The following is a 25,349-nucleotide window of genomic DNA, read 5'->3' as shown; positions in this document are numbered from 1 at the left end:
GTAGGCCGGATAAGCGAAGCGCCATCCGGCGTTTACACCGCACTCCGTTTCGGTAAAAAGAACCACAATCCCGCCAGCATCACAATGGCGTAGAGACTTTTCCATCCCACCATCGCCAGCAGCAGTAAGCAGAGTACCCCACCGATTATCGCCAGCGCTTTATAGCGTCCTTTCAGCAGGCGACATCCCGCCAGCATGCACAGCAGATAGATCATGATGAAGATGCCGTTGGCATAGACGATAAGCGCGTCAAGGTTGATATCCAGCCAGTAGATTGCCAGGGTGCTTATCACACAGCAGCCCAGCACCGCGTTCAGGGCGTTGAGCGGTAGCTGGCGTCTGGACAGGCGGGCGAGGGGGCTTTCGGGTTTGTACAGCGCCTGGGACCACACCAGCCGCGCAAAGCTCTGGATGTAGATATTCAGACTGGCGAAGCAGGCGAGGTAACCAATCACGCAGGCAACCCACAGCGCTTTTACGCCAAATAGCTGGACCACGATGGCGGGAAGCGAGGCCGCCGCAGCCATATCGGCACCATAGGCAGTGAAATGAAGCACCAGCACCGTACAGGCCCAGTAGACCGTACCTGCCAGCAGCAGCCCTATCATCAGCGCCCGCGGGAAATCACGTTCCGGCTGTTTAAACTCGGAGGCCAGGTGCGCAAAGGCTTCAAGGCCGACAAAACACCAGAACATAACGGAAAGGGCTGCGAAGAGCTGCGAATGATCGATATCGGTTAAGGCAGGGAAGGGGATCTGTGTCACCTCAAGATCCCCTGCCCACCAGATAGCGGCAATCAGCGCCACAATCAGCACTGCCACCAGGGTTTGCAGATTGGCGCTGGAACTGGCGCCGCGTGAACCGACCCACCAGACGATGGCCAACGTACCCAGTTCAGCCAGCAAGAGCTGCGCGTCATGCCAGCCAAACAGCGCCTGGCCAAACCCCGTCGCAATATGCAGGGCGGCAGGCAGCCCCACGGGGATCACCGAGAGGAATAGCCAGCCGGTGACACGCTCCAGACGCGGGCCAAATGCCATACCGACAAAGTGCGCCACGCCACCGGCGCTCGGGAAGTGTCGCCCGAGAAGGGCAAAGACAATCGCCACCGGGAAGACCAGTACAATAAGCACCGGCCAGGCCCACAGACTGTTATCACCCGCCACGAGGGCCGCCAGCGCCGGTACGGCAAACACCCCCGTACCTAATAAAGAGGTTGAAAGTAAGCCAACACCCTGTGCGAGTCCCAGCTCCTGTTTGAGTCCACTCATTCCATTGTCCTGCCGCCATCAAAAGAGAGGCGATGGTAACACTTTCACAAATTTTTTTTCGACTACCCCTTGAAGGGGTAAAACCCCATCCCCATCTCTCAGGGCACTAGCCGGAAAACCGCTTACGGCCCGGCGTCACCCATAACTGATAATGACTTTCTCAAAGGAGAGCTATCAATGAGTATTCGTCCGTTACATGATCGTGTGATCGTCAAACGTAAAGAAGTTGAAACCAAATCTGCGGGCGGCATCGTTCTGACCGGTTCTGCAGCAGCAAAATCAACGCGTGGCGAAATCATCGCTGTCGGTAAAGGTCGCATTCTGGAAAACGGAAATGTGCAGCCGCTGGACGTTAAAGTTGGTGACATCGTCATTTTCAACGATGGCTACGGTGTGAAATCCGAGAAGATCGACAATGAAGAAGTGCTGATCATGTCCGAAAGCGACATTCTGGCAATTGTTGAAGCGTAATCCGCGAACGACACTGAACATACGAATTTAAGGGAAAGATTAAAATGGCAGCTAAAGACGTAAAATTCGGTAACGACGCTCGTGTGAAAATGCTGCGCGGCGTAAACGTACTGGCAGACGCAGTTAAAGTGACCCTGGGCCCGAAAGGCCGTAACGTGGTTCTGGATAAATCCTTCGGCGCACCAACCATCACCAAAGATGGTGTTTCCGTAGCGCGTGAGATCGAGCTGGAAGACAAGTTCGAAAACATGGGTGCCCAGATGGTGAAAGAAGTTGCCTCTAAAGCGAACGACGCTGCAGGCGACGGCACCACCACCGCAACTGTACTGGCGCAGGCTATCATCACTGAAGGTCTGAAAGCCGTTGCTGCGGGTATGAACCCGATGGATCTGAAACGTGGTATCGACAAAGCTGTCGCGTCCGCTGTTGAAGAACTGAAAGCGCTGTCCGTACCGTGCTCTGACTCTAAAGCTATTGCTCAGGTTGGTACCATCTCCGCTAACTCCGACGAAACCGTAGGTAAACTGATCGCTGAAGCGATGGATAAAGTCGGTAAAGAAGGCGTGATCACCGTTGAAGACGGTACCGGTCTGGAAGACGAACTGGACGTGGTTGAAGGTATGCAGTTCGACCGCGGTTACCTCTCTCCATACTTCATCAACAAGCCAGAAACTGGCGCTGTTGAGCTGGAAAGCCCGTTCATCCTGCTGGCTGACAAGAAAATCTCCAACATCCGCGAAATGCTGCCAGTGCTGGAAGCCGTTGCGAAAGCAGGCAAGCCGCTGGTTATCATCGCTGAAGACGTTGAAGGCGAAGCGCTGGCAACGCTGGTGGTTAACACCATGCGTGGCATCGTGAAAGTGGCAGCGGTTAAAGCACCTGGCTTCGGCGACCGTCGTAAAGCGATGCTGCAGGATATCGCTACCCTGACTGGCGGTACCGTCATCTCTGAAGAGATCGGTATGGAGCTGGAAAAAGCGACGCTGGAAGACCTGGGTCAGGCGAAACGCGTTGTTATCAACAAAGACACCACCACCATCATCGATGGCGTGGGTGAAGAAGATGCCATCCAGGGCCGTGTTGCTCAGATCCGTAAGCAGATCGAAGAAGCGACCTCTGACTACGACCGTGAAAAACTGCAGGAGCGCGTTGCTAAACTGGCAGGCGGCGTAGCCGTTATCAAAGTCGGTGCCGCTACCGAAGTTGAGATGAAAGAGAAGAAAGCCCGCGTTGACGATGCCCTGCACGCGACCCGTGCTGCGGTAGAAGAAGGCGTGGTTGCTGGTGGTGGTGTTGCTCTGGTTCGCGTTGCAGCGAAACTGGCTGGCCTGACCGCTCAGAACGAAGATCAGAACGTAGGTATCAAAGTTGCGCTGCGCGCAATGGAAGCGCCACTGCGTCAGATCGTTTCCAACGCAGGTGAAGAGCCGTCTGTTGTGGCGAACATGGTGAAAGCGGGCGAAGGTAACTACGGTTACAACGCCGCTACCGAAGAGTACGGTAACATGATCGACTTCGGTATCCTGGACCCAACTAAAGTGACCCGTTCTGCTCTGCAGTACGCGGCCTCTGTTGCTGGCCTGATGATCACCACCGAGTGCATGGTCACTGACCTGCCAAAAGGCGATGCGCCTGATTTAGGTGCTGCTGGTGGTATGGGCGGCATGGGTGGTATGGGCGGCATGATGTAATCATGTTGTTCTGCACCTCGCAGAAATGAATAAACCCCCGGTCAGAAATGATCGGGGGTTTTTCTTTTGGTCATCTTTTAGGTATAAGGTTTAGACGCGGGCAGCACGTGCCCAGCTTATTGAAAACGAGGAATAACATGCGCGTTAAAGTGGGTGCAGGGATCGTAGCGGCAGCGTTGCTGCTGGCGGGTTGTAGTTCCGGTAACGAACTCTCTTCTGGTGGGCAGAGCGTTCGCTTTGTAGAAGATAAGCCGGGCAGTGAATGTCAGCTGGTCGGTACCGCAACCGGTAAACAAAGTAACTGGCTTTCTGGGCAGCATGGCGAAGAGGGCGGTTCAATGCGCGGCGCGGCAAACGCTCTGCGTAATCATGCGGCGGAGATGGGCGGGAACGTGATTTATGGCGTGAGCAGCCCAACCCAGGGCTTGCTGTCGAGTTTTGTCCCGACCGCCAGCGAAATGCAGGGCCAGGTTTATAAGTGCCCGAACTGATTCATCGTCGGATTATCCCTCTCCATCGGGAGAGGGCAACCCGTACAAGCCGTTAATGGAACCTGTTTTTCAGCCCGACGCAACTTACTGAGACAGTGTTCCCTGCGTCTCAAGACAGAAGTTCTGAAGCGCTTTAAGGCAGTTTGCTTTCGCCAGGGTTTTTTCAGGCTGTGATGGAATAATTCTGCTAAAGGTCTGACACAGGGTATATTTCCCCTGAATCTCTTTAATCGACGGGGTTAAAAAGGCCACTCGCTGAATAATATTGTCAGCTTCCGGCGTGTTCGGCTGAGCATTAGATTTAATTACCGTGCCGGCAAGGATTTTCTTTCCGTTTTCGGTATTAAAGCAATACAAGACCGCCAGATGATGCGCAAAAAGGCTCTCTTTCCACGGCTCGTGCTTAATCTCGAGATAGCGCAGATTATCGACATTCGCTAAGTCAACGTTATAAAGCAGGATGAAATCCAGAATCGATCCCATCATCTGGAACGCTTCTTTATCATTAGAGGCTTCAATCGCTTTGACGATCGCCATCATAATAAATTCAGCCTCTAAGTCACCAATATCGAGAGTAACAACATGCTGATTATTGAGTGACATAATCAGCGTGAATCCTTCATCGGCAAATTTGGGTGCCATAGACATGACCAGTTTGCCGGTATCGGGTTGCATAACCTCTTGCGCAGTAATTTGAGGGATATTTTTAGTCAACGATTCAATAGTAGTCATCAACCCTGCTTTGTAACTCTCCCCTCGTTCTTTTATGCGCTGAGAAACCTTATACATACGGTTATTAAGAATGGTAAGGAAATCAACGAGGGTAGACATTTGCATGAAGAGTATATGCTCGTTGTCATTGTTATCCCTTACCTTTAAGGTCATAACGGACAGGCGTTCACCCTGTTTGATTGGTACAGTATTTATGCCTTTGATTTCCATTTTGGCGTTTTCCCTTTGAGTTATTAAACGGACTGGAAGGTCGTTTTATGGGTAGATAAATCGATAACCCGATCTGCAGAGGCAATCGTTGAAGGACGATGTGCAACAATCACGCGTGTAATGCTTAGATTCGAGATCGCCTGGTTAATGTATGATTCATTATCAAGGTCGAGGTGACTTGTCGCCTCATCCATAAATAAGATACTTTGACCTGCTCCCCGTTGATTAGTACACCCCGATGTTAGTAATGTCTTCATAAGCCACATGAGGACATCCCCATGAAGAAGCGTTTTTCCGACGAACAGATCATCAGTATTCTCCGCGAAGCCGAAGCTGGGGTACCCGCCCGTGAACTCTGCCGCAAGCATGCCATTTCCGATGCCACGTTTTACACCTGGCGTAAGAAGTATGGCGGTATGGAGGTGCCTGAAGTTAAGCGCCTGAAGTCGCTTGAGGAAGAGAACGCCAGACTCAAGAAGCTGCTTGCCGAAGCCATGCTGGATAAAGAGGCGCTTCAGGTGGCTCTTGGGCGAAAGTACTGACGACAGACCAGAAGCGGGAAGCCGTGATGTTGATGTGTGATGCGACCGGTCTGTCGCAACGTCGTGCCTGCAGGCTTACAGGTTTATCCCTGTCGACCTGCCGCTATGAGGCTCACCGTCCGGCTGCTGATGCGCATTTATCAGGGCGCATCACTGAGCTGGCACTGGAGCGCAGGCGTTTTGGCTACCGTCGTATTTGGCAGTTGCTGCGCCGTGAAGGGCTTCATGTTAATCATAAGCGCGTGTACCGGCTTTATCACCTCAGTGGCCTGGGCGTAAAACGCAGAAGACGTCGTAAAGGGCTGGCAACAGAACGTCTGCCGCTGCTCCGTCCGGCGGCGCCCAATCTGACCTGGTCGATGGATTTCGTCATGGACGCACTTTCCACCGGTCGCAGGATCAAGTGTCTTACCTGCGTCGATGATTTCACAAAGGAATGCCTGACGGTCACTGTTGCCTTTGGGATTTCAGGCGTTCAGGTCACGCGTATTCTGGACAGCATTGCACTGTTTCGAGGCTATCCGGCGACGATAAGAACTGACCAGGGCCGGAGTTCACTTGCCGTGCACTGGATCAATGGGCCTTTGAGCATGGTGTTGAGTTGCGCTTAATCCAGCCGGGCAAGCCAACGCAGAACGGATTTATTGAGAGCTTTAACGGACGATTTCGCGATGAATGTTTGAATGAGCACTGGTTCAGCGATATCGTTCATGCTAGGAAAATTATTAATGACTGGCGGCAGGATTATAACGAATGCCGCCCGCACTCCACGCTGAATTATCAGACACCGTCTGAATTTGCAGCGGGCTGGAGAAAGGGTCATTCTGAGAATGAAGATTCCGACGTTACTAACTGAGTGTTGTATCTAATCGTGGGGGCAGGTCAATTCCTGCCAACAATAATGCTTTTCCTTTCCAGTGATTTTTCTTATATTCAATCGCTTCCTTGCGATACAAACTATTTCCCATGTATTTTCACTTGTTATTAGCGTGGACGGTCCCGGCAGAGGATTCTGCATGATGTTAAACAAAAGTAAAGTGAAATTGAATACAATAGTTTATAAGAAAACATACAGATAATCTTCTGTATTTTCTGTTATAATAACAAGAATTATTCGTAGTGTTTATATTTTACTAATCTACTAACATTAATATGTATCTATATTACGACGGGCACAGCTCAAAAATTAAAATCGAATTTGCCTGCTTCCTGTGAAACAGGCAATTTAATTAATGCTGCTTTAATCCCAGATCCAGCGGCGTCTTGCTCGGTTCACCGCCAATCTCACGCGCCAGTTTAGGCACCATATAACCTGACACCAGGGTAAGCAATTCACGCATTATGGCGCGCGCTTCCTCATCATCGACCATAAAGTGCGCAGCACCCTGCACTTTATCCAGCACATGGATGTAATAGGGCATCACCCCGGCATCAAACAGAGCATTACTCAGATCGGCTAACGTCGCAGCACTGTTATTCACGCCACGCAGCAGAACGCTTTGATTGAGTAATGTCACGCCTGCCCGACGCAACCTGGACATGGCATCCCGAAACGCATCGTCAATCTCGTTGGCATGGTTGATATGGTTCACTAACAGGATCTGGAGTGAGGAGCGCCCCAGCCGGTGAGTCAGCTCATCGGTAATACGTGCCGGGATAACAATCGGTAAACGACTATGAATGCGTAGCCGTTTAATGTGCGGGATCGCTTCCAGTTGTGTAATTAACCAGTCCAGCTCGTGATCCTTCGCCATCAAAGGGTCGCCGCCGGAGAAGATGATCTCATCCAGTTCCGGATGAGAGGCGATGTAATCAAGCGCCGTCTGCCAGTTACGCTTGTTCCCCTGGTTATCGGCATAGGGGAAGTGGCGACGGAAACAGTACCGGCAATTTACCGCGCAACCGCCCTTAACCAGCAACAGTGCGCGATTACGGTACTTGTGCAGCAAACCGGGCACCACGCTGTTCTGCTCTTCAAGGGGATCGGTGCTAAAACCGGGGGCGGTGATAAACTCATCCTGCGCAGTAAGCACCTGTTTTAAGAGCGGATCATCAGGGTTGCCTTTTTCCATGCGTGCAACAAAAGCGCGAGGAACACGCAGCGCAAACAGGCGCTTCGCTTCCCGTCCGGCAAGGAGTTTTTCGTCAGCGTCTACATTTAAAAGACGTAGCAGTTCATCAGGACTGGTGATTACATCGGCAAGTTGCAATAACCAATCTTCTCTGGATGGGGTGTTTAGGGTTACAATATGCGCCATTTTGTGGCTTAGCTACCAGTTAACAATTTCAGAGGGCCTTATGGCGACTTACTATAGCAACGATTTTCGTGCCGGTCTTAAAATCATGATGGATGGCGAACCGTACGCGGTTGAAGCCAGTGAATTCGTGAAACCAGGTAAAGGCCAGGCATTCGCACGCGTTAAGCTGCGCCGCCTGCTGACCGGTACCCGTATCGAGAAAACCTTCAAATCCACCGACTCTGCTGAAGGTGCAGACGTTGTTGATATGAACCTCACCTACCTGTACAACGACGGTGAATTCTATCACTTCATGAACAACTCTACTTTCGAACAGCTCTCTGCTGATGAGAAAGCTGTCGGTGACAGCGCTAAATGGCTGCTGGATCAGGCGGAGTGCATCGTGACCCTGTGGAACGGCCAGCCTATCGCTGTGACCCCACCAAACTTCGTTGAGCTGGAAATCGTTGAAACCGATCCAGGTCTGAAGGGTGACACCGCAGGTACCGGCGGCAAGCCAGCTAAGCTGTCTACCGGCGCTGTGGTTAAAGTTCCACTGTTCGTCCAGACTGGCGAAGTGATCAAAGTTGACACTCGCTCTGGTGAATACGTTTCTCGCGTGAAGTAATTCATTCCGGGATGCAGGGCGCAGCGGTCTGCTGCGCCTTACCATTCTAAAGAAGGGTCATGGAAGATGTCGCGTACACTCAAAATTATCCTGATGACAATGATTGTCAGCGCTCTGCTTTCCGGCTGCAACACCGCTCGTGGTGTCGGGGAAGATATCAGAAGCCTGGGTAATGCTATTTCGCACGCCGCCTCCTGATACTTTCTACTTTTCCTAAAAATTCTTCCTTTTCCGTCACTCGCCGGGATCCTGGCTATGCTTATGTAGCTGTACAAAATAACTTTGCCTAAAAAAGGAAGACATTATGCTTAAGAAAACATGTGTAGCGATCTTTTCTGTCCTGGTGCTTTCATCTGTATTAACCGCCTGTAATACCACTCGCGGCGTCGGTGAGGATATCTCCTCTGGCGGCAACGCGATTTCTGGTGCGGCAACTAAAGCACAGAACTAAAGCACAGGCGTAATTTTGGGCGGTACGGTGCTGAATATCGAATCGCCGTACCCTCAGTTTACCGCTCAGGGCAGTGACAGAAACGGCGAGTACCGGGTATCCATGTGCAACTTCATGCGAATATTGCGCTTGTAGGTATAAACCGTTTTTCCATGAATCCTCAGTTTGCTGGCAATGATGTGGTTGCTGGCGCCATCCATCCACAGCATCAACACCTTCTCCTCCTGGCGCGTCAATAATGGCGTCGCGGCAGGCCCTGGCTCACTGACTTCCTGTGCGGCTAATGCGGCGTTAATCGTCTGGGCCAGTACTTCCAGCGGGGCCGTTTTAGACAACGACGCCCACAAAGGAAAGGTATCCATAAAGGCTGACATTTCAGGGTGTTCATCGGAATGAAGCGAAATGAAAGGCACAGTTTTACTGGCGTTTATCACCGAAGAGAGCTGCTGGATATGCTGAATGTCTGACGTAAATCCTTGAAAATCGGCGATAACCAGCGTCGGCTTCCACTGCAGGATATGCTCTCTGGCAAGAAAGAGATTGTTAAGGCCCGTCACCAGCACGGGTGAAGGAAATAGCCCTGAATGATTGATCCACATTTCCAGGCCCTTACGGGTGTAATGACACCGGTCAATCAAGAGAATTTTGAACATTTTATTTCGCAATCGGCAAAGTATAGTCGCTTCCTGCTATCAGGAAGTGCCCCATCATAAAGAAGTCGGATGAGTAATAAATGACTGAATTTCGCTGCGAATTGCGTCTATTTCCTGGCTTTAATGTCTCAACTATTGAATAAAACAAACGAGTTGAAAAAAGAATTCAAGCTCTTCACAATAGGAAATTCTTATCCCTTACAGGACGACCTGTAAGCGTTTCTTTCATCGGGGACGGCCCCAGACTGTTATTTAAGTTAAGGAGCCTGAAATGTCCTGGATCATCCTTTTTATTGCCGGTTTACTCGAAGTCGTATGGGCCATCGGCCTGAAATATACCCACGGCTTTACGCGTCTCACCCCCAGCGTGATTACCGTCTCCGCCATGATTGTGAGCATCGTGCTGCTCTCCTGGGCGATGCGTTCGCTGCCTGTGGGAACGGCTTATGCCGTATGGACGGGGATTGGTGCGGTAGGGGCGGCCATTACCGGGATTTTACTGCTGGGCGAGTCTGCGAGCCTGGCGCGTATTGCCAGTCTCGCATTGATTGTTGCCGGTATTATCGGGCTGAAGCTCAGCACCCATTAATGGGTCTGCTCAACCCAGATAAGCTTACTGACATCAAATCCCTGACGCGTTGCGGAATCCAGTAACGCTTGTTTCATCTCATCTGAAATCGTCGGTGTGCGGGAGAGGATCCACAGATAGTCGCGATCTGGCCCGCACACCAGCGCATGCCGGTAATCTTTATCCAGCGCAATCACGTTATAGCCGCCATAAAAAGGGCCTATGAAGGAGACTTTCAGCGCTGCGGTATCAGACGCGCCGGTAAAGTACGCCTTGCCCGTCACCTTCTGCCACATGCCGCGTGCAGGATTGTAGCCCCGGTTGATCACCTGGATTCCCCCGTCTTGCATCAGGCTGTAATTCGCCGTCACTTTTTCCAGGCCACGTTCAAAACGGTGGTCAAAGCGGGCAATTTCATACCAGGTGCCAAGGAATCGCTGGACTTCAAAAGGACGAACAACCGTCACGCCCCGGGGTGGGGTAGGGGAGCTACAGGCAACAACCAGAAACGCAACGGTAACTGCGGCGATGACAGGCAGGATGCGCATAAGAATATCCTTACAGGATTTTTGTTAAGTGTAGAACCTGTCAGGAATTTTGCTCTCCCACCGGCAGGCGGGAGAGCGGGGAGAGATCACATAAAGACCACGGCAACCAGCGTGACGACGCTCAGAATAGCCGCCAGACCGTAGAACACCCATTTACCGTTAGGCACGTGGATCTTCAGGTCATGCATGGCGTGATGGATACGGTGCAAACCGCACCACAGCGGCAGAACAATCATCAGGAAGATGAATACCCGACCAATAAAGCTGTGGGCAAAGGCCAGCACCCGCTCGTAGCTCAGCGCATCGCCAGGATAGAGCCCCAGCGGCAGCATAATGCCCACCAGCAGAACAATGACCGGCGCGATAATGGCGCACCACATACCGCCTGCTCCAAAAAGACCCCAGAAGACGGGTTCATCAGAGCGTTTTGGATTTGGATTAATCACGATGGTCTCCTTACCAGAACAGGGCTACGCCAAGAATCACCACGGTTACCACCGCAGTCACCACCCAGAGTCCCTTAATGACTGGCTCTGGCCCAAGTTTTTCGTTTTTCACGATAATATTTGCCGCTTTTGGCGCCAGTTCAAACCAGGTTTTGGTATGCAACAGCGCCGCCGCCAGCACGATGATATTCAGGATCACCACAATCGGATTCTGCAGGAACCCGACGAAACCGGCCCAGGTTTCCGGACCGTGTTTAAGAGCAAACAGGCCGTACATCAGCTCAATGCTGAACCACACCGCCGGTACTGCTGTGCCTTCACGCAGCATATAGAAGCGATAAAACGGCAGATTTTTCCACCAGGTGGACGGCATTGGCCGTACATAGGCTTTGCGTTTAGTCGTCATCATGCACTCCTTAGCGTGGTTTCAGGGTGGCGATAAGAAAGTCTTTCGAACTTTCCACCTTACCCTGTTGGATCGCGGCGGCCGGATCGACATGCTTCGGACAGACTTCCGAGCAGTAGCCGACAAAGGTACAGGTCCATACGCCGTTCTGGCCGTTCAGCTGCGTCATACGTTCTTTCTTACCGTGATCGCGGCTGTCTTCGTTGTAGCGATGCGCCAGGGTAATGGCTGCTGGCCCGATAAACTCCGGATTCAGGCCAAACTGCGGACAGGCGGCATAGCACAGACCGCAGTTGATACAGCCGGAGAACTGATGGTATTTGGCCATCTGCGTCGGGGTCTGTTTGTTAGGCCCTTGATCCGGTGTGCGCGGGTTACCAATGATGTATGGCTTAATGGCTTCCAGGCTTTCGATAAAGTGGGTCATGTCGACCACCAGATCGCGCTCAATCGGGAAGTTCCCCAGAGCCTCGACTTTCATGCCCTTCGGGTATTCACGCAGGAAGGTTTTACAGGCCAGCTTAGGCACCTTGTTGACCATCATGCCGCAGGAGCCGCAAATGGCCATACGGCAGGACCAGCGATAGCTCAGGTCCGGCGCCAGATTGTCTTTGATGTAGCCCAGCGCATCCAGCAGGGAGGTCTGTTCATCGTAAGGCACTTCATAGAAAGCACTGTGCGGGGCACTATCCACTTCCGGGTTATAGCGCACCACTTCGACTTTCAGGGTTTGCATCTCAGCCATTCGCCGTCTCCTTCTTATCGGCTGCTTCCGCTTCTGCACCGTAAACGCGTTTCGCTGGTGGCAGCGTGGTGATTTTCACGTCGCTGTAGTCCAGACGGGTCGTGCCGTCCGCATCGCGATAAGCGAGGGTGTGCTTGAGGAAGTTCACGTCGTCACGCTCGATGCAGCCTTCGTCCAGACGCTGATGCGCGCCGCGCGACTCTTTACGCGCCATGGCGGAGTGCGCCATACATTCGGCAACATTCAGCCCGTGGCCCAGCTCAATGGTGTAGAGCAGATCGGTGTTGAAGACACTGGAGGTATCCGTCACCCGCACGCGTTTGAAGCGCTCCTGCAGCTCAGCCAGCTTATCGATGGTTTTCTGCATCAGTTCCGGCGTACGGTAAATACCGCAGCCCTCTTCCATAGAGAGCCCCATTTCATCGCGGATTTTCGCCCAGTTTTCGCTGCCTTCCTGATTCACCAGATTTTTCAGGCGCTGCTCGACATCGGCTGCCTGCGCATCGAGCGCGGCGTCGTTAGCCACACCGGCGGCAGCGGCGCGCGCAACGGCCTGCTCCCCGGCCAGACGGCCAAACACCACCAGTTCCGCCAGCGAGTTTGAACCGAGACGGTTAGCCCCGTGCAGGCCAACGGAGGAGCATTCGCCCACCGCAAACAGGCCCTGAATGCGGGTTTCACACTGCTGATCGGTTTCGATACCGCCCATGGTGTAGTGCGCGGTTGGACGCACAGGAATCGGATCTTTAACCGGGTCGACGCCGACATAGGCTTTGGACAGTTCACAGATGAACGGCAGACGTTCCAGCAGCTTTTTCTCACCCAGGTGGCGCAGATCGAGATAGACCACATCCCCGCGCGGGGTAGAGATGGTGTTGCCTTTGCGCCACTCATGCCAGAAAGCCTGGGACACTTTATCGCGCGGACCAAGCTCCATATATTTGTTCTTCGGCTCTCCCAGCGGCGTTTCCGGGCCCATGCCGTAATCCTGCAGATAGCGATAGCCGTTCTTATTGACCAGAATACCGCCTTCACCGCGGCAGCCTTCAGTCATCAGAATACCGGAACCCGGCAGGCCGGTTGGGTGATACTGCACGAACTCCATATCGCGCAGCGGAACGCCGTGCTGCAACGCCATGCCCATTCCGTCGCCGGTCACAATGCCGCCGTTGGTGTTATAGCGGTAGACACGTCCGGCCCCGCCGGTCGCCATCACCACAGCATTGGCGCGGATCTGGACCAGCGTACCTTCCATCATGTTCATCGCCACCAGGCCGCGAGCCTGGCCGTCATCGACCAGAATATCGAGAACGAAATGTTCGTCGAAGCGCTGGATCTGGGGGAACTGGAGTGATGTCTGGAACAGGGTGTGGAGCATATGGAAGCCCGTTTTATCGGCGGCAAACCAGGTACGCTCAATTTTCATGCCGCCAAAGCGACGCACGTTGACGCTGCCGTCATCCCGGCGGCTCCACGGACAACCCCACTGCTCAAGCTGGGTCATTTCCGTCGGGCAATGATGGACGAAATAATCAACGACATCCTGCTCGCATAGCCAGTCGCCGCCGGCCACCGTGTCGTGGAAGTGATAATCAAAGCTGTCATGATCCTGCGCGACGGCGGCGGATCCCCCTTCGGCGGCAACCGTATGGCTGCGCATTGGGTATACTTTTGAAATCAGGGCGATTTTAGCGTTCGGATTAGCCTGGGCTGCAGCTATCGCTGCGCGTAATCCTGCTCCGCCAGCGCCTATAATGGCAAGATCGGCTTGAAAGGTATGCACGACATTCCTCCAGATTTTTGATATTCGCATCACGACTACCCTGGGGTAGTGCAGGGCCCCGGAGGGCAAATGCGAAAGCGATTCCACTGCTCCTTTATGGGTAACGCAGTATAGCCGTAGGGAAAGAAGGGAAATTTGACGTGTTCGATTTTTTTGCGGTTATTTCCCTTCATTTATCACTGCAATTGATGAATTGCGTCACGTAATTATTGGAAGTTATGAAAACCCTAAAATTCACTGGGCAAAATTTGTCTCCGCCCTGGGTTGCGAGTAGACTTCGTCCCCTTGTCTGAAATCGGAGAAATTCTCATGAGCGAAACGGCCACCTGGCAGCCGAGCGCATCCATCCCCAATCTGTTAAAACGCGCAGCGATTATGGCGGAGATCCGCCGCTTCTTTGCCGACCGCGGAGTGCTGGAGGTGGAAACGCCCTGCATGAGTCAGGCGACGGTCACGGATATTCATCTGGTGCCGTTTGAAACCCGTTTTGTTGGCCCTGGTCACTCTCAGGGGATGAATCTCTATCTGATGACCAGCCCGGAATACCACATGAAACGCCTGCTGGCAGCCGGATGTGGCCCGGTGTACCAACTGTGCCGCAGTTTCCGCAATGAAGAGATGGGGCGTCATCACAATCCGGAATTCACCATGCTGGAGTGGTACCGTCCGCACTATGACATGTACCGCCTGATGAACGAGGTGGACGACCTGCTGCAACAGGTGCTGGAGTGCCCGGAAGCCGAAACGCTCTCTTATCAGCAGGCTTTCCAGCGTCATCTGGAGATTGATCCGCTCTCGGCTGACAAAACGCAACTGCGTGAAGCGGCAGCAAAACTGGATCTCAGCAACATTGCCGATACCGAAGAAGATCGCGATACGCTGCTGCAGATGCTCTTTACCTTTGGTGTTGAGCCGCAGATTGGTAAAGATCGCCCGACCTTCGTCTATCACTTCCCGGCAAGCCAGGCGTCACTGGCGCAAATCAGCACGGAAGACCACCGTGTGGCGGAGCGCTTCGAGGTTTACTTTAAAGGTATTGAACTGGCGAATGGTTTCCATGAGCTGACCGATGCCCGGGAGCAGCAACAGCGTTTCGAACAGGATAACCGCAAGCGTGCCGCACGCGGCCTGCCGCAACAGCCTATCGACCACAACTTACTGGGTGCGTTAAAAGCGGGCCTGCCGGACTGCTCCGGCGTGGCGCTGGGCGTTGATCGTCTGGTGATGCTGGCGCTGGGCGCGGAGCAACTGGGTGATGTGATTGCGTTTACCGTTGATCGCGCCTGAGATTTTGTTTGCCCGGCGGCGCTGCGCTTGCACGGGCCTACGGATTTTGTAGGCCGGGTAAGCGTAGCGCCACCCGGCATTTGCACTACAAACTCCCCGCCGGGCGCTGCTTCGCCGCCGACGTCAACGTTCTTCCCGTCTTACGTCCGTCCAGCGTTTCCAGACGCATCTGGAACGGTGGGAACGGCATATCGATACCGTGTTCACGGAAGCCCGCCAGAATCAGCTGGTGGATCTCATGACGCAGCGGCATACGATGGCCCATTTCCGCCGCGTAAATACGCAGTTCGAAAATCTGGATCCCCTGCTGTAAATCCACCAGGAACACCTCCGGCTCTGGCGTGCTGATCACCAGCGAGCAGCGCTCGGCCGCCGTATAGAGGATCTGCGTTACCTCTTCGCTGTTGGTATCCGACGGTGCCGGCACGGTCAGGACCACACGCGTCACGGAGTCAGAGAGCGACCAGTTAATAAACTGCTCGGTGATAAACGCCTTGTTTGGCACGATGATCTCTTTGCGGTCCCAGTCGCTGATGGTGGTAGCGCGGGTGTTGATTTTGGTGATGCTCCCGGTCAGATCGCGGATCGTCACGGTATCGCCAATACGAATCGGCTTTTCAAACAGGATGATCAGGCCGGAGATAAAGTTGGCGAAGATCTCCTGCAAACCAAACCCGAGCCCCACCCCGAGCGCAGCAACCAGCCACTGCAACTTCGACCACTCAATGCCGATCATCGAGAAGCCCACCAGCCCGCCAAAGAGCATCAGCAGGTATTTGGTGATGGTGGTGATGGCGTATCCGGTTCCCGGGGTCAAATCCAGATGCTGCAACAGGGCCAGCTCCAGCAGCGCCGGGAAGTTCCGGATCAACTGGGTGGTGATGATGAAGACCAGAATGGCAATCAGGACTGCGCCGAGTGTAATCGGCTCCAGGCTCTCCACGCCTTGTACCGTCGAGGTCACATCCCAGAGGGTGATGTTCTCCAGGAAGCCAAACGCCGAATGAATTTCCGACCACAGGAAGATAATGGAGAGCAGGGCGATCAGCATCAGGATGGATCGTACCAACCGCAGTGACTGGGTACTGATGGCATCCAGATCCAGCTCCGTTTCATCGACTTCCACTACTCCTTCGGTGCTAAGCATGTGGGGTGGCTCTTCTTCGCCGCGCGCACGCTGAGCAAGGATTTCGGCCCGTCGGTTTTTCGCCCGGTCGAAGGCCAGGCGACGGCGCTGGATCAGCATCCAGCGGCGGATCACGTGGTAGACCACCAGCAGCAGGAACCAGATCGCTACCGACGTCTCGAGACGCGCCAGCAGCGCCTGAGCGGTGGCCAGATAGCCGACGGCGGCCGCGAGGATCGCCGCCAGCGGGGCGCCGAGCAGCAGATTCCACAGCATATGGTTGACCATGTTATCGCCGCTACCCTCTTTGTCGAGATAGAGCGGGATCCCGGCCTTCTTCAGGCTCAGCGTTACCACCGCCAGCGCACCGCAAATCAGCATAAAGCAGAGGCGACCCAGCGAGCCGGAAAACTCCCGATCGTTGAGGTTATCAAACATGATCAGCGCCATAATCAGCGGCACGATAAGCCCGATGCTCATCAGGTAGTAGCGCATGGCCCGCGCCACGCGATTACGTGGCCAGCCAAAGTGGGCGACAAACAGCCCGTTCGGGCGCGCGAAGGTGGCGCAGATCATCACCACCCACAGCAGCGGCACGGTAGCCGTCACCCCGAAACCTATCGCCACCGCCAGCGGGTATGGCCAGGCTTCGCGCAGGCCATAACCCAGGGTCATCCACAGCACCGGCAGCGGTGAGGCGACCAGAATGGACCAGAAAACCGTGCGCAGCGTGAGCCAGAAATGATCCTGTGTCACCTTGCCTACACGGGCGCTGGAGCGGTCAAGGAAGCGGGTGAAATGGCGACGCGAATAAATGCTGAATCCGACCAGGATCAACGCCCCCAGCAGCGGGAAAATCGTCTCCTTGCTGGTGAGCATCATAATGCTGGCTTTGCCAAGCTGGCTGAAGGTATCCAGCGAAATCAAGCGGCGCAGATCCTGAACAATATCAATCGGCCAGGAGAAGGAGACGGGGCGCACGTCCGAGGTCCAGAACAGATAGCGGTGGGTCGCCTCGTTGACCTCTTTTAACGCATCTTCCAGCTGGCTGTTCGACACTTTCAGTTTGGTCAGTTCGAGCAGCAGCGTATCGCCGCCCTGCAACAGAGAGTTCAGCAGCTCGCGCTGCGTTCTCAACTGGGCTTCCAGAATCCGGTTTTGTTCGGCGGTCAACGGCTTGCCATCCGGCTGGTGGATCTGGCGCAACTGGGGCTGCTTATTCAGTTGATCCTCAAAGCGCAGTCGCTGTACGCGCAGCTGTGCCATTTCGGTATCCAGCTGCTGCGGTTTTGGCATCTCGGGCAGACGCGCAACCTGAGCGCGCAGCGCCTCGCCCAGCAGATTCGACGAACCCAGCCACTGGGACTGTTCGCGAAGGGTATTCAGTGCCTGGCGCACCTGCAGGGTCTGACTGGTTGCCTGGCGTTGCTGCGAGGCAACCAGATCCATACGCTGCGCCTGCTGGTTAAGCGCGGCCGAAAGCTCCCGGTTGACTTTGAATTGCTCAACGATGCCGGAGGGTAGGTTCTCGCTGTTCTCCGCCAGCATCTCGGTGCTTTCCAGCGCCCGCTCAGCTTCACGCTGGCGCTGGCTGTTCAGCTGATTGCGCAGCGCCTGAAGATAAGCGTCCAGCTGCTCACCCTGCTTTTTCGCCAGCTCAGAGCGCATACGCGCCAGCTCCTGACGGTTGTTAGCCGAGAGCTGGGCCAGCTCCAGTTCATCCACCAGGGCTTTTAATCTGGCGGACTCCGCCTGCATGCCGAGATTCTGTGCCTGGTTAAGGGGGGTATTGCCGGTTTGCGTCCCAGCCCTGCGTTCAACCTCATTGAGCTGGCGGCGGGCGTCGGTTTGCTGCTGTGGCAGCTGGTTCAGCGAGTCGGCGATATCCCGGGCACGCTCCTGCTCCTGCTGCGCCTGGCGGGTTTTTTCCAGTAGCTGGCTGCTGACCTGCAGGATCTCCTGGTTGAGCGCGTCAGAGGTTAAGCCCGCGGGCACCTGACGCGGCTCTTCACGGATATCGCTCAGCTGCGCGCGAAGGGTTTGAGAAAGTTTGGGGAAATTATCGATAACCTGCTGATACTGCGTGGCACGCTCAAGGGAGCCTTTACGCTCCTCAAGGGCGTTCAGCGCAGCCTGGAGCACCTCTACGGCTTCTGGCTGAGCGGGTTTCGCCGCCTTTGCCTGCTCCAGTTCTTGCGTGATTTGTTTGGTATCGGGGGCCGTCGCTGCGTAGGCCCCCATACTGAGGCACCAGGCCATCAGAAAAGTGATAATCAGGCGCACGTCAGTTTACCTTTTGCTTAGCTTACGTCTTTTTTATCGTCGACCAGTGGGCTGGCTTCGTGTTCGGCGGCAATCTCTTCTGCTGGCAGTGGCGCAGGCTCTGCATCCGTGGTGACGAAGGGCTCTGTTGATACCGCCAGCGGCTGGCCGAGCTTGGTCACGGACAGACTTTCAAGCTGCTCTACCAGCTTCACTTTACCCGGCGCAAACAGGTTGATAACGGTGGAGCCGAGCTTGAAGCGGCCCATCTCCTGACCTTTAAGCAGCGCCACGGAGCCTTCGCTTTCGCCCGCAGGCCACGTCCAGCGTTTGATGACCCCTTCACGCGGCGGCGTAATGGTGCCCGCCCAGACCGTTTCGATGCTGCCGACAATGGTCGCACCCACCAGAATCTGCGCCATCGGGCCAAACTCGGTGTCGAACAGGCAGATAACGCGCTCGTTACGGGCAAACAAGTTCGGTACGTTTTGCGCGGTGAGGTGGTTAACCGAGAAGAGATCGCCCGGCACGTAGATCATCTCGCGCAGGATACCGTTGCACGGCATATGCACGCGGTGGTAGTCGCGTGGCGACAGGTAGGTGGTAGCAAACGTACCGTTGCGGAACAGATCCGCCATCAGGTAGTTACCGGCCAGCAGGGCTTCCAGGCTGTAGTTGTGCCCTTTAGCCTGCAAAATTTTCTCGTTTTCGATAGCACCCAACTGGCTGATCACGCCGTCGGCAGGCATTACCAGCACGTTCGGGTCAGTGTTCAGGGGGCGTACTTCATCGCGCAGTGGGCGGACGAAGAAATCGTTGAAGGTGCGGTAGCTTGCCGTATCCGGCTTCTGCGCTTCACGCATATCGACCTTGTAATATTTCACGAACAGATCGATTACCAGCTTAGTCAGCCAGCCCGCTCGTTTGCTTGCGCCCCAGCCCGCCAGGCGAGTGAGCCACAGTTTCGGCAGAATGTATTGAAGCGAAAGTTTAAATGAGTTTAACAAGGTAGCCTCCAGGCCATTGTTTTGTCGTTCCTGAGCCGGCTGTTAAACAGCCGGAACCTGAAAAAAGGGGACGATTTTAGCGACGCTTAGCTTAGTTGTCAGTCATCAGATTCAGAAAAGCTTTTACGCGTTTTTACCTGAGCCATGCTTTCGAGAATGCGGTGGTAGTTTTCAAAACGGGTTTCCGCAATTTCACCGTTTTCGACCGCTTCACGAATGGCGCAGCCCGGGTCGTTGTCATGCTTACAGTCGCGATATTTGCACGCGCCTAAGTAGTCGTGGAATTCGACAAAACCGTTAAAGATTTGTTCCGGTTCAAGATGCCAAAGACCAAATTCACGCACGCCAGGGGAGTCGATCACATCGCCGCCGTGCGGGAAATGATAGAGGCGTGAAGCGGTAGTCGTGTGCTGGCCAAGACCGGAGGTGTCGGAGACATCGTTAGTCAGGATCTCCTGCGGCAAGCCAAGCAGATTATTCAGCAGGCTGGATTTACCCACCCCGGACTGGCCCGCAAAAATGCTGATACGGTCGGTCAACGCCTCTTCAAGCGGCTTCAGGCCATCCTGAGTACGGCTTGAAACCATCAGTACGCGATAGCCAATCTTGCGATAGATATCCATCTGCTCGTTAACCAATGCGGTGCCTTCGGCGTCGAGCAGATCAATCTTATTCAGGACGATCAGCGGCTCAACCTGCAGGGTTTCACACGCGACGAGATAACGGTCGATAATGTTCAGCGACAGTTCGGGCAGAATGGCCGAGACAACGACAATCTGATCGATATTGGCGGCAATCGGTTTTACGCCGTCGTAAAAGTCGGGGCGGGTTAATACCGACGAGCGCTCGTGCACGGCTTCGACGATACCTTTCACCGTCACGCCTTCAGCAGCGGCTTTGCCGGGGCGCCATACCACGCGGTCACCTGTTACCAGCGAGCGGATGGTGCGACGAATGTTGCAGCGGTGAACGTCGCCGTCGGCAGACTCCACATCAGCATGCATACCGAAGCGGCTAATCACGATGCCTTCCGCGGGCTCGCCAAACAGGTTGTCGTCGTAGTCGACCTTCTCTGAAGTGGTTTTAAGGCGGCGCTGATGGTTGGCTTTAACGCGGCGCTGCTGCCCTTTGGAGAGTTTATTTTTACTCAATCGTGCTGGCTCCTGGTCGCCCATATTGGGCAAAACCTCTATGATACACACTAATTAATAGTAGTTAACCTGCCACGGCCGGTTATGCGAGAAGGGTGGAAAATAACATGAGTGCAGATGAAAACAATCTGATTTGGATCGATCTGGAGATGACCGGGCTTGATCCCGAGCGCGATCGCATTATTGAGATCGCCACGCTGGTCACGGACGCGAACCTGAATATCCTGGCGGAAGGGCCGACCATTGCCGTGCACCAGTCCGACGAACAGCTGGCGCTGATGGATGACTGGAACGTGCGCACCCACACCGGCAGCGGGCTGGTGGATCGCGTGAAAGCCAGCACCCAGGGCGACCGCGAAGCCGAGCTGGCGACAATCGAATTTCTGAAGCAGTGGGTACCGCAAGGAAAATCACCGATTTGTGGCAACAGCATCGGCCAGGATCGCCGCTTCCTGTTTAAGTACATGCCGGAGCTCGAAGCGTATTTCCACTACCGTTATCTGGATGTCAGCACCCTGAAAGAGCTGGCGCGTCGCTGGAAGCCGGAAATTCTCGACGGCTTTAAGAAGCAGGGCACCCACCAGGCTATGGATGACATCCGTGAGTCGGTGGCGGAGCTGGCCTACTACCGCGAACATTTTATTAATTTATAAGCGATCTTTCCGGCAGGCGTGCGCTTGCCGGGGCATAACGCTTTAAATCTGCACAATGTGACGAATATTGCAGCAATTGAACTAAATTTATAAAAAAACGCTTTTTGGGGGGTTGCAGCAGAAAGGATTTCTCGTATAATGCGCCTCCCGTAACGACAGAGAATTCATCGTTACGACAGCACAGATTTTGCGGGAATAGCTCAGTTGGTAGAGCACGACCTTGCCAAGGTCGGGGTCGCGAGTTCGAGTCTCGTTTCCCGCTCCAAATCTGTTCGCTGAGAAGTAAGACCACCAATCGCAGGATTTCAGGTTGCAACAAGGCGGCAACTGAACGAATCCTTAGGAGCTTACTAAAGTAAGTGACTAAGGTGAGTGAAGGCAGCCAACGCAGTGGCGGCTTGAAAGACGAAGATTAAGCGGGAATAGCTCAGTTGGTAGAGCACGACCTTGCCAAGGTCGGGGTCGCGAGTTCGAGTCTCGTTTCCCGCTCCAAAATTTGTTCGCAAAGAAGTAACACCACCCAAGCGGGAATAGCTCAGTTGGTAGAGCACGACCTTGCCAAGGTCGGGGTCGCGAGTTCGAGTCTCGTTTCCCGCTCCAAATTTTTTCTCCTCCTCCAGATATCCACCGCGGAAAGCCCCGCCGGGGACGACTTGTTTCATTTCTGACAAACTCTTCTTAACAGACTTATCCACAGGTTAATCTCTTTTTACCGAATATTCGGAAACTTCGCCTGATGAATAGTAACGTTTTAATACCTTGAAATTTATAAAGAAAATTTCATTTCAAAATGTTAGCTCGATCACTTGACCAATAGCCAGAACCAGTCTCTCTCTGCCTTTTAATTTTTATTCACAGGCTGTGGAAACATCATGCATCTCTCGGAAGCCCTTTTTCGACGACCCTTACCAGCCTGAGTTTCTGCGGAGATTGCACCTCAACCACGCAGGCATTTCGTTTGGCAATTTGCTGCGCAACCGCCCACTCTATGTGTTCATCGAGAAGTGGGTGCTCACCTCGGCGACTTTCCAGCGCCCGGAGATTGGCTTCATCCCAGGGGGCATTTCCCAGCGCAACGGCGATATTACGCAGCCAGCGGATGTGACCAATACGGCGAATCGCCGATCCTTCCGTCACTTTCAGGAACCAGGCTTCGCTCCAGGCAAACAGCTCTGTCAGCGGCGGCGCGTGCAACGCCTTGCGCGGGCTGAAGTCGTCCTCTTCCGTTAGCTGTGAATAACGGTTCCACGGGCAGATCAGCTGACAATCATCGCAGCCGTAAATGCGATTGCCGATTAACGGCCGAAACTCTTCCGGGATCGCCCCTTCCAGTTCAATGGTCAGGTAGGAGATGCAGCGGCGGGCATCGACGGTGTAAGGCTCGACAATGGCGCCGGTAGGGCAGATGGTCATACAGGCCACACAGCGGCCACAGCCTTCTTCGACCGGCTTATCCACCGGCAGGGGGAGATCAATCAGCAGTTCTCCGAGGAAGAAGAACGACCCGGCATCGCGGCTGAGGATAAGTGAGTGCTTACCTGTCCAGCCGAGCCCGGCTTTTTCCGCCAGCGGGCGCTCAAGAACAGGCGCAGAATCGACAAAAGGTCTAAAATTCAGCGTGGCGCACTGCTCCTGAATCCTTTCCCCAAGCTTTTTGAGCCGGTTACGCAACAGTTTATGATAGTCACGCCCCAGGGCATAACGGCTGACATACCCCAGAGAGGGGTTCTTCAGCGTACTGGCAAAAGCGGCTCCGGTGGGAAGGTAGTTCATACGCACGCTGATCACGCGCAGGGTTCCCGGCAACAGTTCATGCGGGCGGGCGCGCATCATGCCGTGACGCGCCATCCACTCCATCTCGCCGTGGTATTGATTATCCAGCCATGCCTGCAGTTTGGGCTCGCTGGCAGAGAGATCGGTATCGGTGATACCCACGTGTTGAAAACCAAGCTCAGCGCCCCACTGTTTAATGTTTTGCGCTAACTGATTGAGATCGAGGGGCTGTGACATGACGGACCATACTGTGAAGAAAAACCCCGCAAGTATACCACACTCTGTCTGGCCTGCGGACGACCTGCGGCGCGCCGAAAAAGAGGCGGCAGACAGTCTGGGTATAACCCTTTATGAACTGATGCGACGTGCGGGTGAGGCAGCGTTCACCATTGCCCGTACCGCTTATCCGCAATCCCGCCACTGGCTCATCCTGTGCGGTCATGGCAATAACGGTGGCGATGGCTATGTCGTCGCCCGACTGGCGCTTGCCGCGGGCATTACCGTCACGCTGCTGGCGACAGAGAGTGACAAACCGCTTCCGGAAGAGGCCACAAACGCGCGGCAAGCCTGGCTGGATGCGGCGGGGATTATCCACGCTGCGGATACCCCCTGGCCGGAAGGCATCGACCTGATTGTTGACGGCCTTCTGGGAACGGGTTTGCGCAGCGCGCCTCGCGACGAGGTTGCCGGATTGATCGCCCACGCTAACCAGCATGCGGCGCCCATCGTTGCGCTGGATATTCCCTCCGGGTTGGTTGCTCAGACGGGGACCACGCCAGGCGCGGTCATAAATGCCGACCATACGGTGACGTTTATTGCTCTTAAACCGGGCCTGTTGACCGGTAAAGCGCGCGATGTGGTGGGCTCGCTGCATCATCACGCGCTTGGCCTGGAGGGCTGGCTCGCCGGGCAGGAGACTGCCATCACCCGCTTTGATGCCTCGCATCTGGCGCAGTGGTTGCCGCCACGCCGTTCAACCTCCCATAAGGGCGATCATGGCCGGCTGGTGATTATCGGCGGCGACCATGGCACAGCGGGCGCTATTCGCATGACCGGCGAAGCAGCACTGCGCACGGGGGCTGGGCTGGTGCGCGTCCTCACCCGCCGCGAAAATATTGCCCCGATCGTTACCGCCCGGCCTGAGCTAATGGTGCATGAACTGACGCCGAAGGCGCTGGATGACAGTCTGCAATGGGCCGATGTGGTGGTGATTGGCCCCGGTCTCGGTCAGGAGCCGTGGGGGAAGGAGGCACTACGCAAGGTCGAAAACTTTCGCCATGCGATGCTATGGGACGCTGACGCGCTGAACCTTCTGGCAATCAACCCGGATAAACGTCACAATCGCATCCTGACGCCGCACCCCGGCGAGGCCGCGCGGCTGCTTAACTGTAGCGTTGCAGAAATTGAAAGCGATCGCTTACATTCTGCCCAGCGTCTGGTAAAACGTTACGGTGGTGTTGTCGTCCTGAAAGGCGCCGGTACCGTCGTCGCCAGCGAGAGCGGAGAGACAGGCATCGTGGATGTCGGCAATGCCGGAATGGCGAGCGGCGGCATGGGCGACGTGCTTTCCGGTATGATTGGCGCGTTGCTTGGACAGAAACTGGCGCTTTATGATGCCGCCTGCGCAGGCTGCGTCGCGCATGGTGCAGCAGCCGATCGGCTGGCTGACCACTATGGTACGCGCGGCATGCTGGCAACCGATCTTTTTGACACGCTGAGGCGTGTCGTTAACCCGAAAATAACTGACGTAGAAAATGATTAATCGCGTGATCCCTTTACCCGACGAACAAGCAACTTTAGATCTCGGCCAGCGCGTGGCGCAGGCCTGCGAGGGCGCAACCGTCATCTATCTGTATGGCGACCTGGGCGCGGGTAAGACCACCTTTAGCCGGGGCTTCTTACAGGCGCTGGGGCATCAGGGTAATGTGAAAAGCCCGACCTACACGCTGGTCGAGCCCTACACCCTGGAAAACCTGATGGTCTACCACTTCGATCTTTATCGCCTTGCCGATCCTGAAGAGCTGGAATTTATGGGGATCCGTGACTACTTTGCCAACGATGCCATTTGTCTGGTCGAGTGGCCGCAGCAGGGGACCGGTGTGTTACCTGAACCCGATGTTGAAATTCACCTGGAGTATCAGGCGCAAGGGCGTGAGGCCCGCGTGACTGCTCTCTCCGCATCAGGAAATTCGATACTGGCGCGTTTAGCCGGTTAAG

General features: G+C 54.7%; 24 protein-coding genes, 3 tRNA genes and 3 pseudogenes. 15 read left to right on the top strand and 15 right to left on the bottom strand.

Annotated features, from left to right (window positions below):
• Positions 1-32: 32 nt before the first annotated feature.
• Entirely contained in the window at positions 33-1,271 is a 1,239-nt protein-coding gene (yjeH, locus tag DVA43_RS15855) for an L-methionine/branched-chain amino acid transporter (protein ID WP_114316101.1), read from the bottom strand.
• Positions 1,272-1,448: 177 nt separating this feature from the next.
• Between yjeH and DVA43_RS15850 the strand changes: the two genes are divergently transcribed.
• The 3 genes from DVA43_RS15850 (at position 1,449) to DVA43_RS15840 (ending at position 3,924) form a co-directional block, all read left to right on the top strand.
• Positions 1,449-1,742 (top strand): co-chaperone GroES, encoded by a 294-nt coding sequence (locus DVA43_RS15850; protein WP_032616151.1) that lies wholly within the window; start codon positions 1,449-1,451, stop codon positions 1,740-1,742.
• Positions 1,743-1,786: 44 nt separating this feature from the next.
• Positions 1,787-3,433 (top strand): chaperonin GroEL, encoded by a 1,647-nt coding sequence (gene groL, locus DVA43_RS15845; protein ID WP_103822975.1) that lies wholly within the window; start codon positions 1,787-1,789, stop codon positions 3,431-3,433.
• A 137-nt stretch (positions 3,434-3,570) separates the two neighbouring features.
• Entirely contained in the window at positions 3,571-3,924 is a 354-nt protein-coding gene (locus DVA43_RS15840; protein WP_103822976.1) for a DUF4156 domain-containing protein, read from the top strand.
• Positions 3,925-4,008: 84 nt separating this feature from the next.
• Here DVA43_RS15840 and yjeJ read toward each other — a convergent pair whose 3' ends face one another.
• Both yjeJ and DVA43_RS15830 read right to left on the bottom strand, forming a co-directional pair.
• Positions 4,009-4,866 (bottom strand): YjeJ family protein, encoded by an 858-nt coding sequence (gene yjeJ, locus DVA43_RS15835; protein WP_114316100.1) that lies wholly within the window; start codon positions 4,864-4,866, stop codon positions 4,009-4,011.
• Between the two features lie 23 nt (positions 4,867-4,889).
• Positions 4,890-5,072: pseudogene (locus tag DVA43_RS15830) on the bottom strand (hypothetical protein); the annotation flags it as partial.
• A gap of 72 nt (positions 5,073-5,144) precedes the next feature.
• Between DVA43_RS15830 and DVA43_RS15825 the strand changes: the two are divergent.
• Positions 5,145-6,264 (top strand): annotated as a pseudogene (locus DVA43_RS15825) (IS3-like element ISSen4 family transposase).
• Here the strand turns inward: DVA43_RS15825 and DVA43_RS25140 are convergent.
• Positions 6,260-6,376, bottom strand: a pseudogene (locus tag DVA43_RS25140) (hypothetical protein); the annotation flags it as partial. The pseudogenes DVA43_RS15825 and DVA43_RS25140 sit on opposite strands and share 5 nt — an antisense overlap.
• A 261-nt stretch (positions 6,377-6,637) precedes the next feature.
• On the bottom strand, positions 6,638-7,666 hold the full coding sequence (epmB, locus tag DVA43_RS15820) for an EF-P beta-lysylation protein EpmB (protein WP_114316099.1): 1,029 nt from the start codon (positions 7,664-7,666) through the stop codon (positions 6,638-6,640).
• A 40-nt stretch (positions 7,667-7,706) separates the two neighbouring features.
• On the opposite strand from epmB, the gene efp reads away from it, so the two are divergent.
• The 3 genes from efp to ecnB all read left to right on the top strand — a co-directional run bounded on the left by efp (position 7,707) and on the right by ecnB (position 8,724).
• Positions 7,707-8,273 carry an elongation factor P gene (gene efp, locus DVA43_RS15815; protein WP_103822981.1) on the top strand — a complete coding sequence of 189 codons (567 nt, stop codon included), beginning with the start codon at positions 7,707-7,709 and terminating at the stop codon, positions 8,271-8,273.
• A gap of 93 nt (positions 8,274-8,366) precedes the next feature.
• Positions 8,367-8,471, top strand: a complete 105-nt coding sequence (locus DVA43_RS15810; protein ID WP_371414038.1) for an entericidin A/B family lipoprotein — start codon at positions 8,367-8,369, stop codon at positions 8,469-8,471.
• Positions 8,472-8,577: 106 nt separating this feature from the next.
• The gene (ecnB, locus tag DVA43_RS15805) at positions 8,578-8,724 is read left to right on the top strand and encodes a lipoprotein toxin entericidin B (RefSeq protein ID WP_114316097.1); all 147 of its coding nucleotides are present in this window, start codon (positions 8,578-8,580) and stop codon (positions 8,722-8,724) included.
• 65 nt (positions 8,725-8,789) lie between these two features.
• On the opposite strand, the gene DVA43_RS15800 is transcribed toward ecnB, so the two are convergent.
• Complete coding sequence (locus tag DVA43_RS15800) at positions 8,790-9,377, bottom strand: LuxR C-terminal-related transcriptional regulator (RefSeq protein WP_114316096.1); 588 nt, start codon at positions 9,375-9,377, stop codon at positions 8,790-8,792.
• A 271-nt stretch (positions 9,378-9,648) separates the two neighbouring features.
• Here DVA43_RS15800 and sugE point away from each other — a divergent pair, with 271 nt between their 5' ends.
• Complete coding sequence (gene sugE / locus DVA43_RS15795; RefSeq protein WP_014882209.1) at positions 9,649-9,966, top strand: quaternary ammonium compound efflux SMR transporter SugE; 318 nt, start codon at positions 9,649-9,651, stop codon at positions 9,964-9,966.
• Here the strand turns inward: sugE and DVA43_RS15790 are convergent.
• From DVA43_RS15790 to frdA, 5 genes are all read right to left on the bottom strand, one after another.
• Positions 9,963-10,493 (bottom strand): lipocalin family protein, encoded by a 531-nt coding sequence (locus DVA43_RS15790; RefSeq protein WP_103822984.1) that lies wholly within the window; start codon positions 10,491-10,493, stop codon positions 9,963-9,965. The two genes, sugE and DVA43_RS15790, sit on opposite strands and share 4 nt — an antisense overlap.
• 86 nt (positions 10,494-10,579) lie before the next feature.
• Positions 10,580-10,939 (bottom strand): fumarate reductase subunit FrdD, encoded by a 360-nt coding sequence (gene frdD, locus DVA43_RS15785; protein WP_114316095.1) that lies wholly within the window; start codon positions 10,937-10,939, stop codon positions 10,580-10,582.
• Positions 10,940-10,949: 10 nt separating this feature from the next.
• Entirely contained in the window at positions 10,950-11,345 is a 396-nt protein-coding gene (gene frdC / locus DVA43_RS15780) for a fumarate reductase subunit FrdC (RefSeq protein WP_103822986.1), read from the bottom strand.
• Between the two features lie 10 nt (positions 11,346-11,355).
• Positions 11,356-12,090 (bottom strand): succinate dehydrogenase/fumarate reductase iron-sulfur subunit, encoded by a 735-nt coding sequence (locus DVA43_RS15775; protein ID WP_114316094.1) that lies wholly within the window; start codon positions 12,088-12,090, stop codon positions 11,356-11,358.
• The gene (gene frdA, locus DVA43_RS15770) at positions 12,083-13,873 is read right to left on the bottom strand and encodes a fumarate reductase (quinol) flavoprotein subunit (protein ID WP_114316093.1); all 1,791 of its coding nucleotides are present in this window, start codon (positions 13,871-13,873) and stop codon (positions 12,083-12,085) included. Before frdA ends, DVA43_RS15775 begins: the two co-directional genes overlap by 8 nt.
• 309 nt (positions 13,874-14,182) lie before the next feature.
• Here frdA and epmA point away from each other — a divergent pair, with 309 nt between their 5' ends.
• On the top strand, positions 14,183-15,160 hold the full coding sequence (epmA, locus tag DVA43_RS15765; protein ID WP_103177957.1) for an elongation factor P--(R)-beta-lysine ligase: 978 nt from the start codon (positions 14,183-14,185) through the stop codon (positions 15,158-15,160).
• A gap of 85 nt (positions 15,161-15,245) precedes the next feature.
• On the opposite strand, the gene mscM is transcribed toward epmA, so the two are convergent.
• From mscM to rsgA, 3 genes are all read right to left on the bottom strand, one after another.
• Complete coding sequence (gene mscM, locus DVA43_RS15760; protein ID WP_114316092.1) at positions 15,246-18,569, bottom strand: miniconductance mechanosensitive channel MscM; 3,324 nt, start codon at positions 18,567-18,569, stop codon at positions 15,246-15,248.
• 17 nt (positions 18,570-18,586) lie between these two features.
• Complete coding sequence (asd, locus tag DVA43_RS15755; protein WP_114316091.1) at positions 18,587-19,555, bottom strand: archaetidylserine decarboxylase; 969 nt, start codon at positions 19,553-19,555, stop codon at positions 18,587-18,589.
• 98 nt (positions 19,556-19,653) lie between these two features.
• Complete coding sequence (gene rsgA / locus DVA43_RS15750; protein ID WP_168194664.1) at positions 19,654-20,706, bottom strand: small ribosomal subunit biogenesis GTPase RsgA; 1,053 nt, start codon at positions 20,704-20,706, stop codon at positions 19,654-19,656.
• 107 nt (positions 20,707-20,813) lie between these two features.
• On the opposite strand from rsgA, the gene orn reads away from it, so the two are divergent.
• The 4 genes from orn (at position 20,814) to DVA43_RS15730 (ending at position 21,959) form a co-directional block, all read left to right on the top strand.
• Positions 20,814-21,359 (top strand): oligoribonuclease, encoded by a 546-nt coding sequence (orn, locus tag DVA43_RS15745; protein ID WP_039028434.1) that lies wholly within the window; start codon positions 20,814-20,816, stop codon positions 21,357-21,359.
• A 189-nt stretch (positions 21,360-21,548) separates the two neighbouring features.
• Positions 21,549-21,624 (top strand) — tRNA-Gly (locus tag DVA43_RS15740).
• Positions 21,625-21,775: 151 nt separating this feature from the next.
• Positions 21,776-21,851, top strand: a tRNA-Gly gene (locus DVA43_RS15735).
• Between the two features lie 32 nt (positions 21,852-21,883).
• Positions 21,884-21,959: transfer RNA gene (locus tag DVA43_RS15730), tRNA-Gly, on the top strand.
• 270 nt (positions 21,960-22,229) lie between these two features.
• Here the strand turns inward: DVA43_RS15730 and queG are convergent.
• Positions 22,230-23,369: a tRNA epoxyqueuosine(34) reductase QueG gene (gene queG / locus DVA43_RS15725; RefSeq protein ID WP_114316089.1), complete on the bottom strand. Its 1,140-nt coding sequence runs from the start codon at positions 23,367-23,369 to the stop codon at positions 22,230-22,232.
• Between queG and nnr the strand changes: the two genes are divergently transcribed.
• Positions 23,368-24,894, top strand: a complete 1,527-nt coding sequence (gene nnr / locus DVA43_RS15720) for a bifunctional ADP-dependent NAD(P)H-hydrate dehydratase/NAD(P)H-hydrate epimerase (protein ID WP_114316088.1) — start codon at positions 23,368-23,370, stop codon at positions 24,892-24,894. The genes queG and nnr overlap by 2 nt on opposite strands.
• On the top strand, positions 24,887-25,348 hold the full coding sequence (tsaE, locus tag DVA43_RS15715; RefSeq protein WP_103177963.1) for a tRNA (adenosine(37)-N6)-threonylcarbamoyltransferase complex ATPase subunit type 1 TsaE: 462 nt from the start codon (positions 24,887-24,889) through the stop codon (positions 25,346-25,348). The genes nnr and tsaE overlap by 8 nt, the downstream gene beginning before the upstream one ends.
• Position 25,349: the final 1 nt, after the last annotated feature.

Origin of the sequence: Leclercia sp. W6 (assembly GCF_003336345.1) — a bacterium.
GTDB lineage: Bacteria > Pseudomonadota > Gammaproteobacteria > Enterobacterales > Enterobacteriaceae > Enterobacter.
This window is presented reverse-complemented; position numbering and strand designations above follow the sequence as displayed.

What these genes read in the sequence shown, in the direction of transcription:
- DVA43_RS15850 (WP_032616151.1), top strand. Translation starts at nt 1,449, where the DNA reads ATGAGTATTCGTCCGTTACATGATCGTGTGATCGTCAAACGTAAAGAA.
- yjeJ (WP_114316100.1), bottom strand. Translation starts at nt 4,866, where the DNA reads ATGGAAATCAAAGGCATAAATACTGTACCAATCAAACAGGGTGAACGC.
- epmA (WP_103177957.1), top strand. Translation starts at nt 14,183, where the DNA reads ATGAGCGAAACGGCCACCTGGCAGCCGAGCGCATCCATCCCCAATCTG.
- orn (WP_039028434.1), top strand. Translation starts at nt 20,814, where the DNA reads ATGAGTGCAGATGAAAACAATCTGATTTGGATCGATCTGGAGATGACC.
- DVA43_RS15800 (WP_114316096.1), bottom strand. Translation starts at nt 9,377, where the DNA reads ATGTTCAAAATTCTCTTGATTGACCGGTGTCATTACACCCGTAAGGGC.
- DVA43_RS15840 (WP_103822976.1), top strand. Translation starts at nt 3,571, where the DNA reads ATGCGCGTTAAAGTGGGTGCAGGGATCGTAGCGGCAGCGTTGCTGCTG.
- DVA43_RS15775 (WP_114316094.1), bottom strand. Translation starts at nt 12,090, where the DNA reads ATGGCTGAGATGCAAACCCTGAAAGTCGAAGTGGTGCGCTATAACCCG.
- ecnB (WP_114316097.1), top strand. Translation starts at nt 8,578, where the DNA reads ATGCTTAAGAAAACATGTGTAGCGATCTTTTCTGTCCTGGTGCTTTCA.
- yjeH (WP_114316101.1), bottom strand. Translation starts at nt 1,271, where the DNA reads ATGAGTGGACTCAAACAGGAGCTGGGACTCGCACAGGGTGTTGGCTTA.
- tsaE (WP_103177963.1), top strand. Translation starts at nt 24,887, where the DNA reads ATGATTAATCGCGTGATCCCTTTACCCGACGAACAAGCAACTTTAGAT.
- efp (WP_103822981.1), top strand. Translation starts at nt 7,707, where the DNA reads ATGGCGACTTACTATAGCAACGATTTTCGTGCCGGTCTTAAAATCATG.
- sugE (WP_014882209.1), top strand. Translation starts at nt 9,649, where the DNA reads ATGTCCTGGATCATCCTTTTTATTGCCGGTTTACTCGAAGTCGTATGG.
- epmB (WP_114316099.1), bottom strand. Translation starts at nt 7,666, where the DNA reads ATGGCGCATATTGTAACCCTAAACACCCCATCCAGAGAAGATTGGTTA.
- groL (WP_103822975.1), top strand. Translation starts at nt 1,787, where the DNA reads ATGGCAGCTAAAGACGTAAAATTCGGTAACGACGCTCGTGTGAAAATG.
- DVA43_RS15810 (WP_371414038.1), top strand. Translation starts at nt 8,367, where the DNA reads ATGACAATGATTGTCAGCGCTCTGCTTTCCGGCTGCAACACCGCTCGT.
- frdC (WP_103822986.1), bottom strand. Translation starts at nt 11,345, where the DNA reads ATGACGACTAAACGCAAAGCCTATGTACGGCCAATGCCGTCCACCTGG.
- nnr (WP_114316088.1), top strand. Translation starts at nt 23,368, where the DNA reads ATGACGGACCATACTGTGAAGAAAAACCCCGCAAGTATACCACACTCT.
- DVA43_RS15790 (WP_103822984.1), bottom strand. Translation starts at nt 10,493, where the DNA reads ATGCGCATCCTGCCTGTCATCGCCGCAGTTACCGTTGCGTTTCTGGTT.
- queG (WP_114316089.1), bottom strand. Translation starts at nt 23,369, where the DNA reads ATGTCACAGCCCCTCGATCTCAATCAGTTAGCGCAAAACATTAAACAG.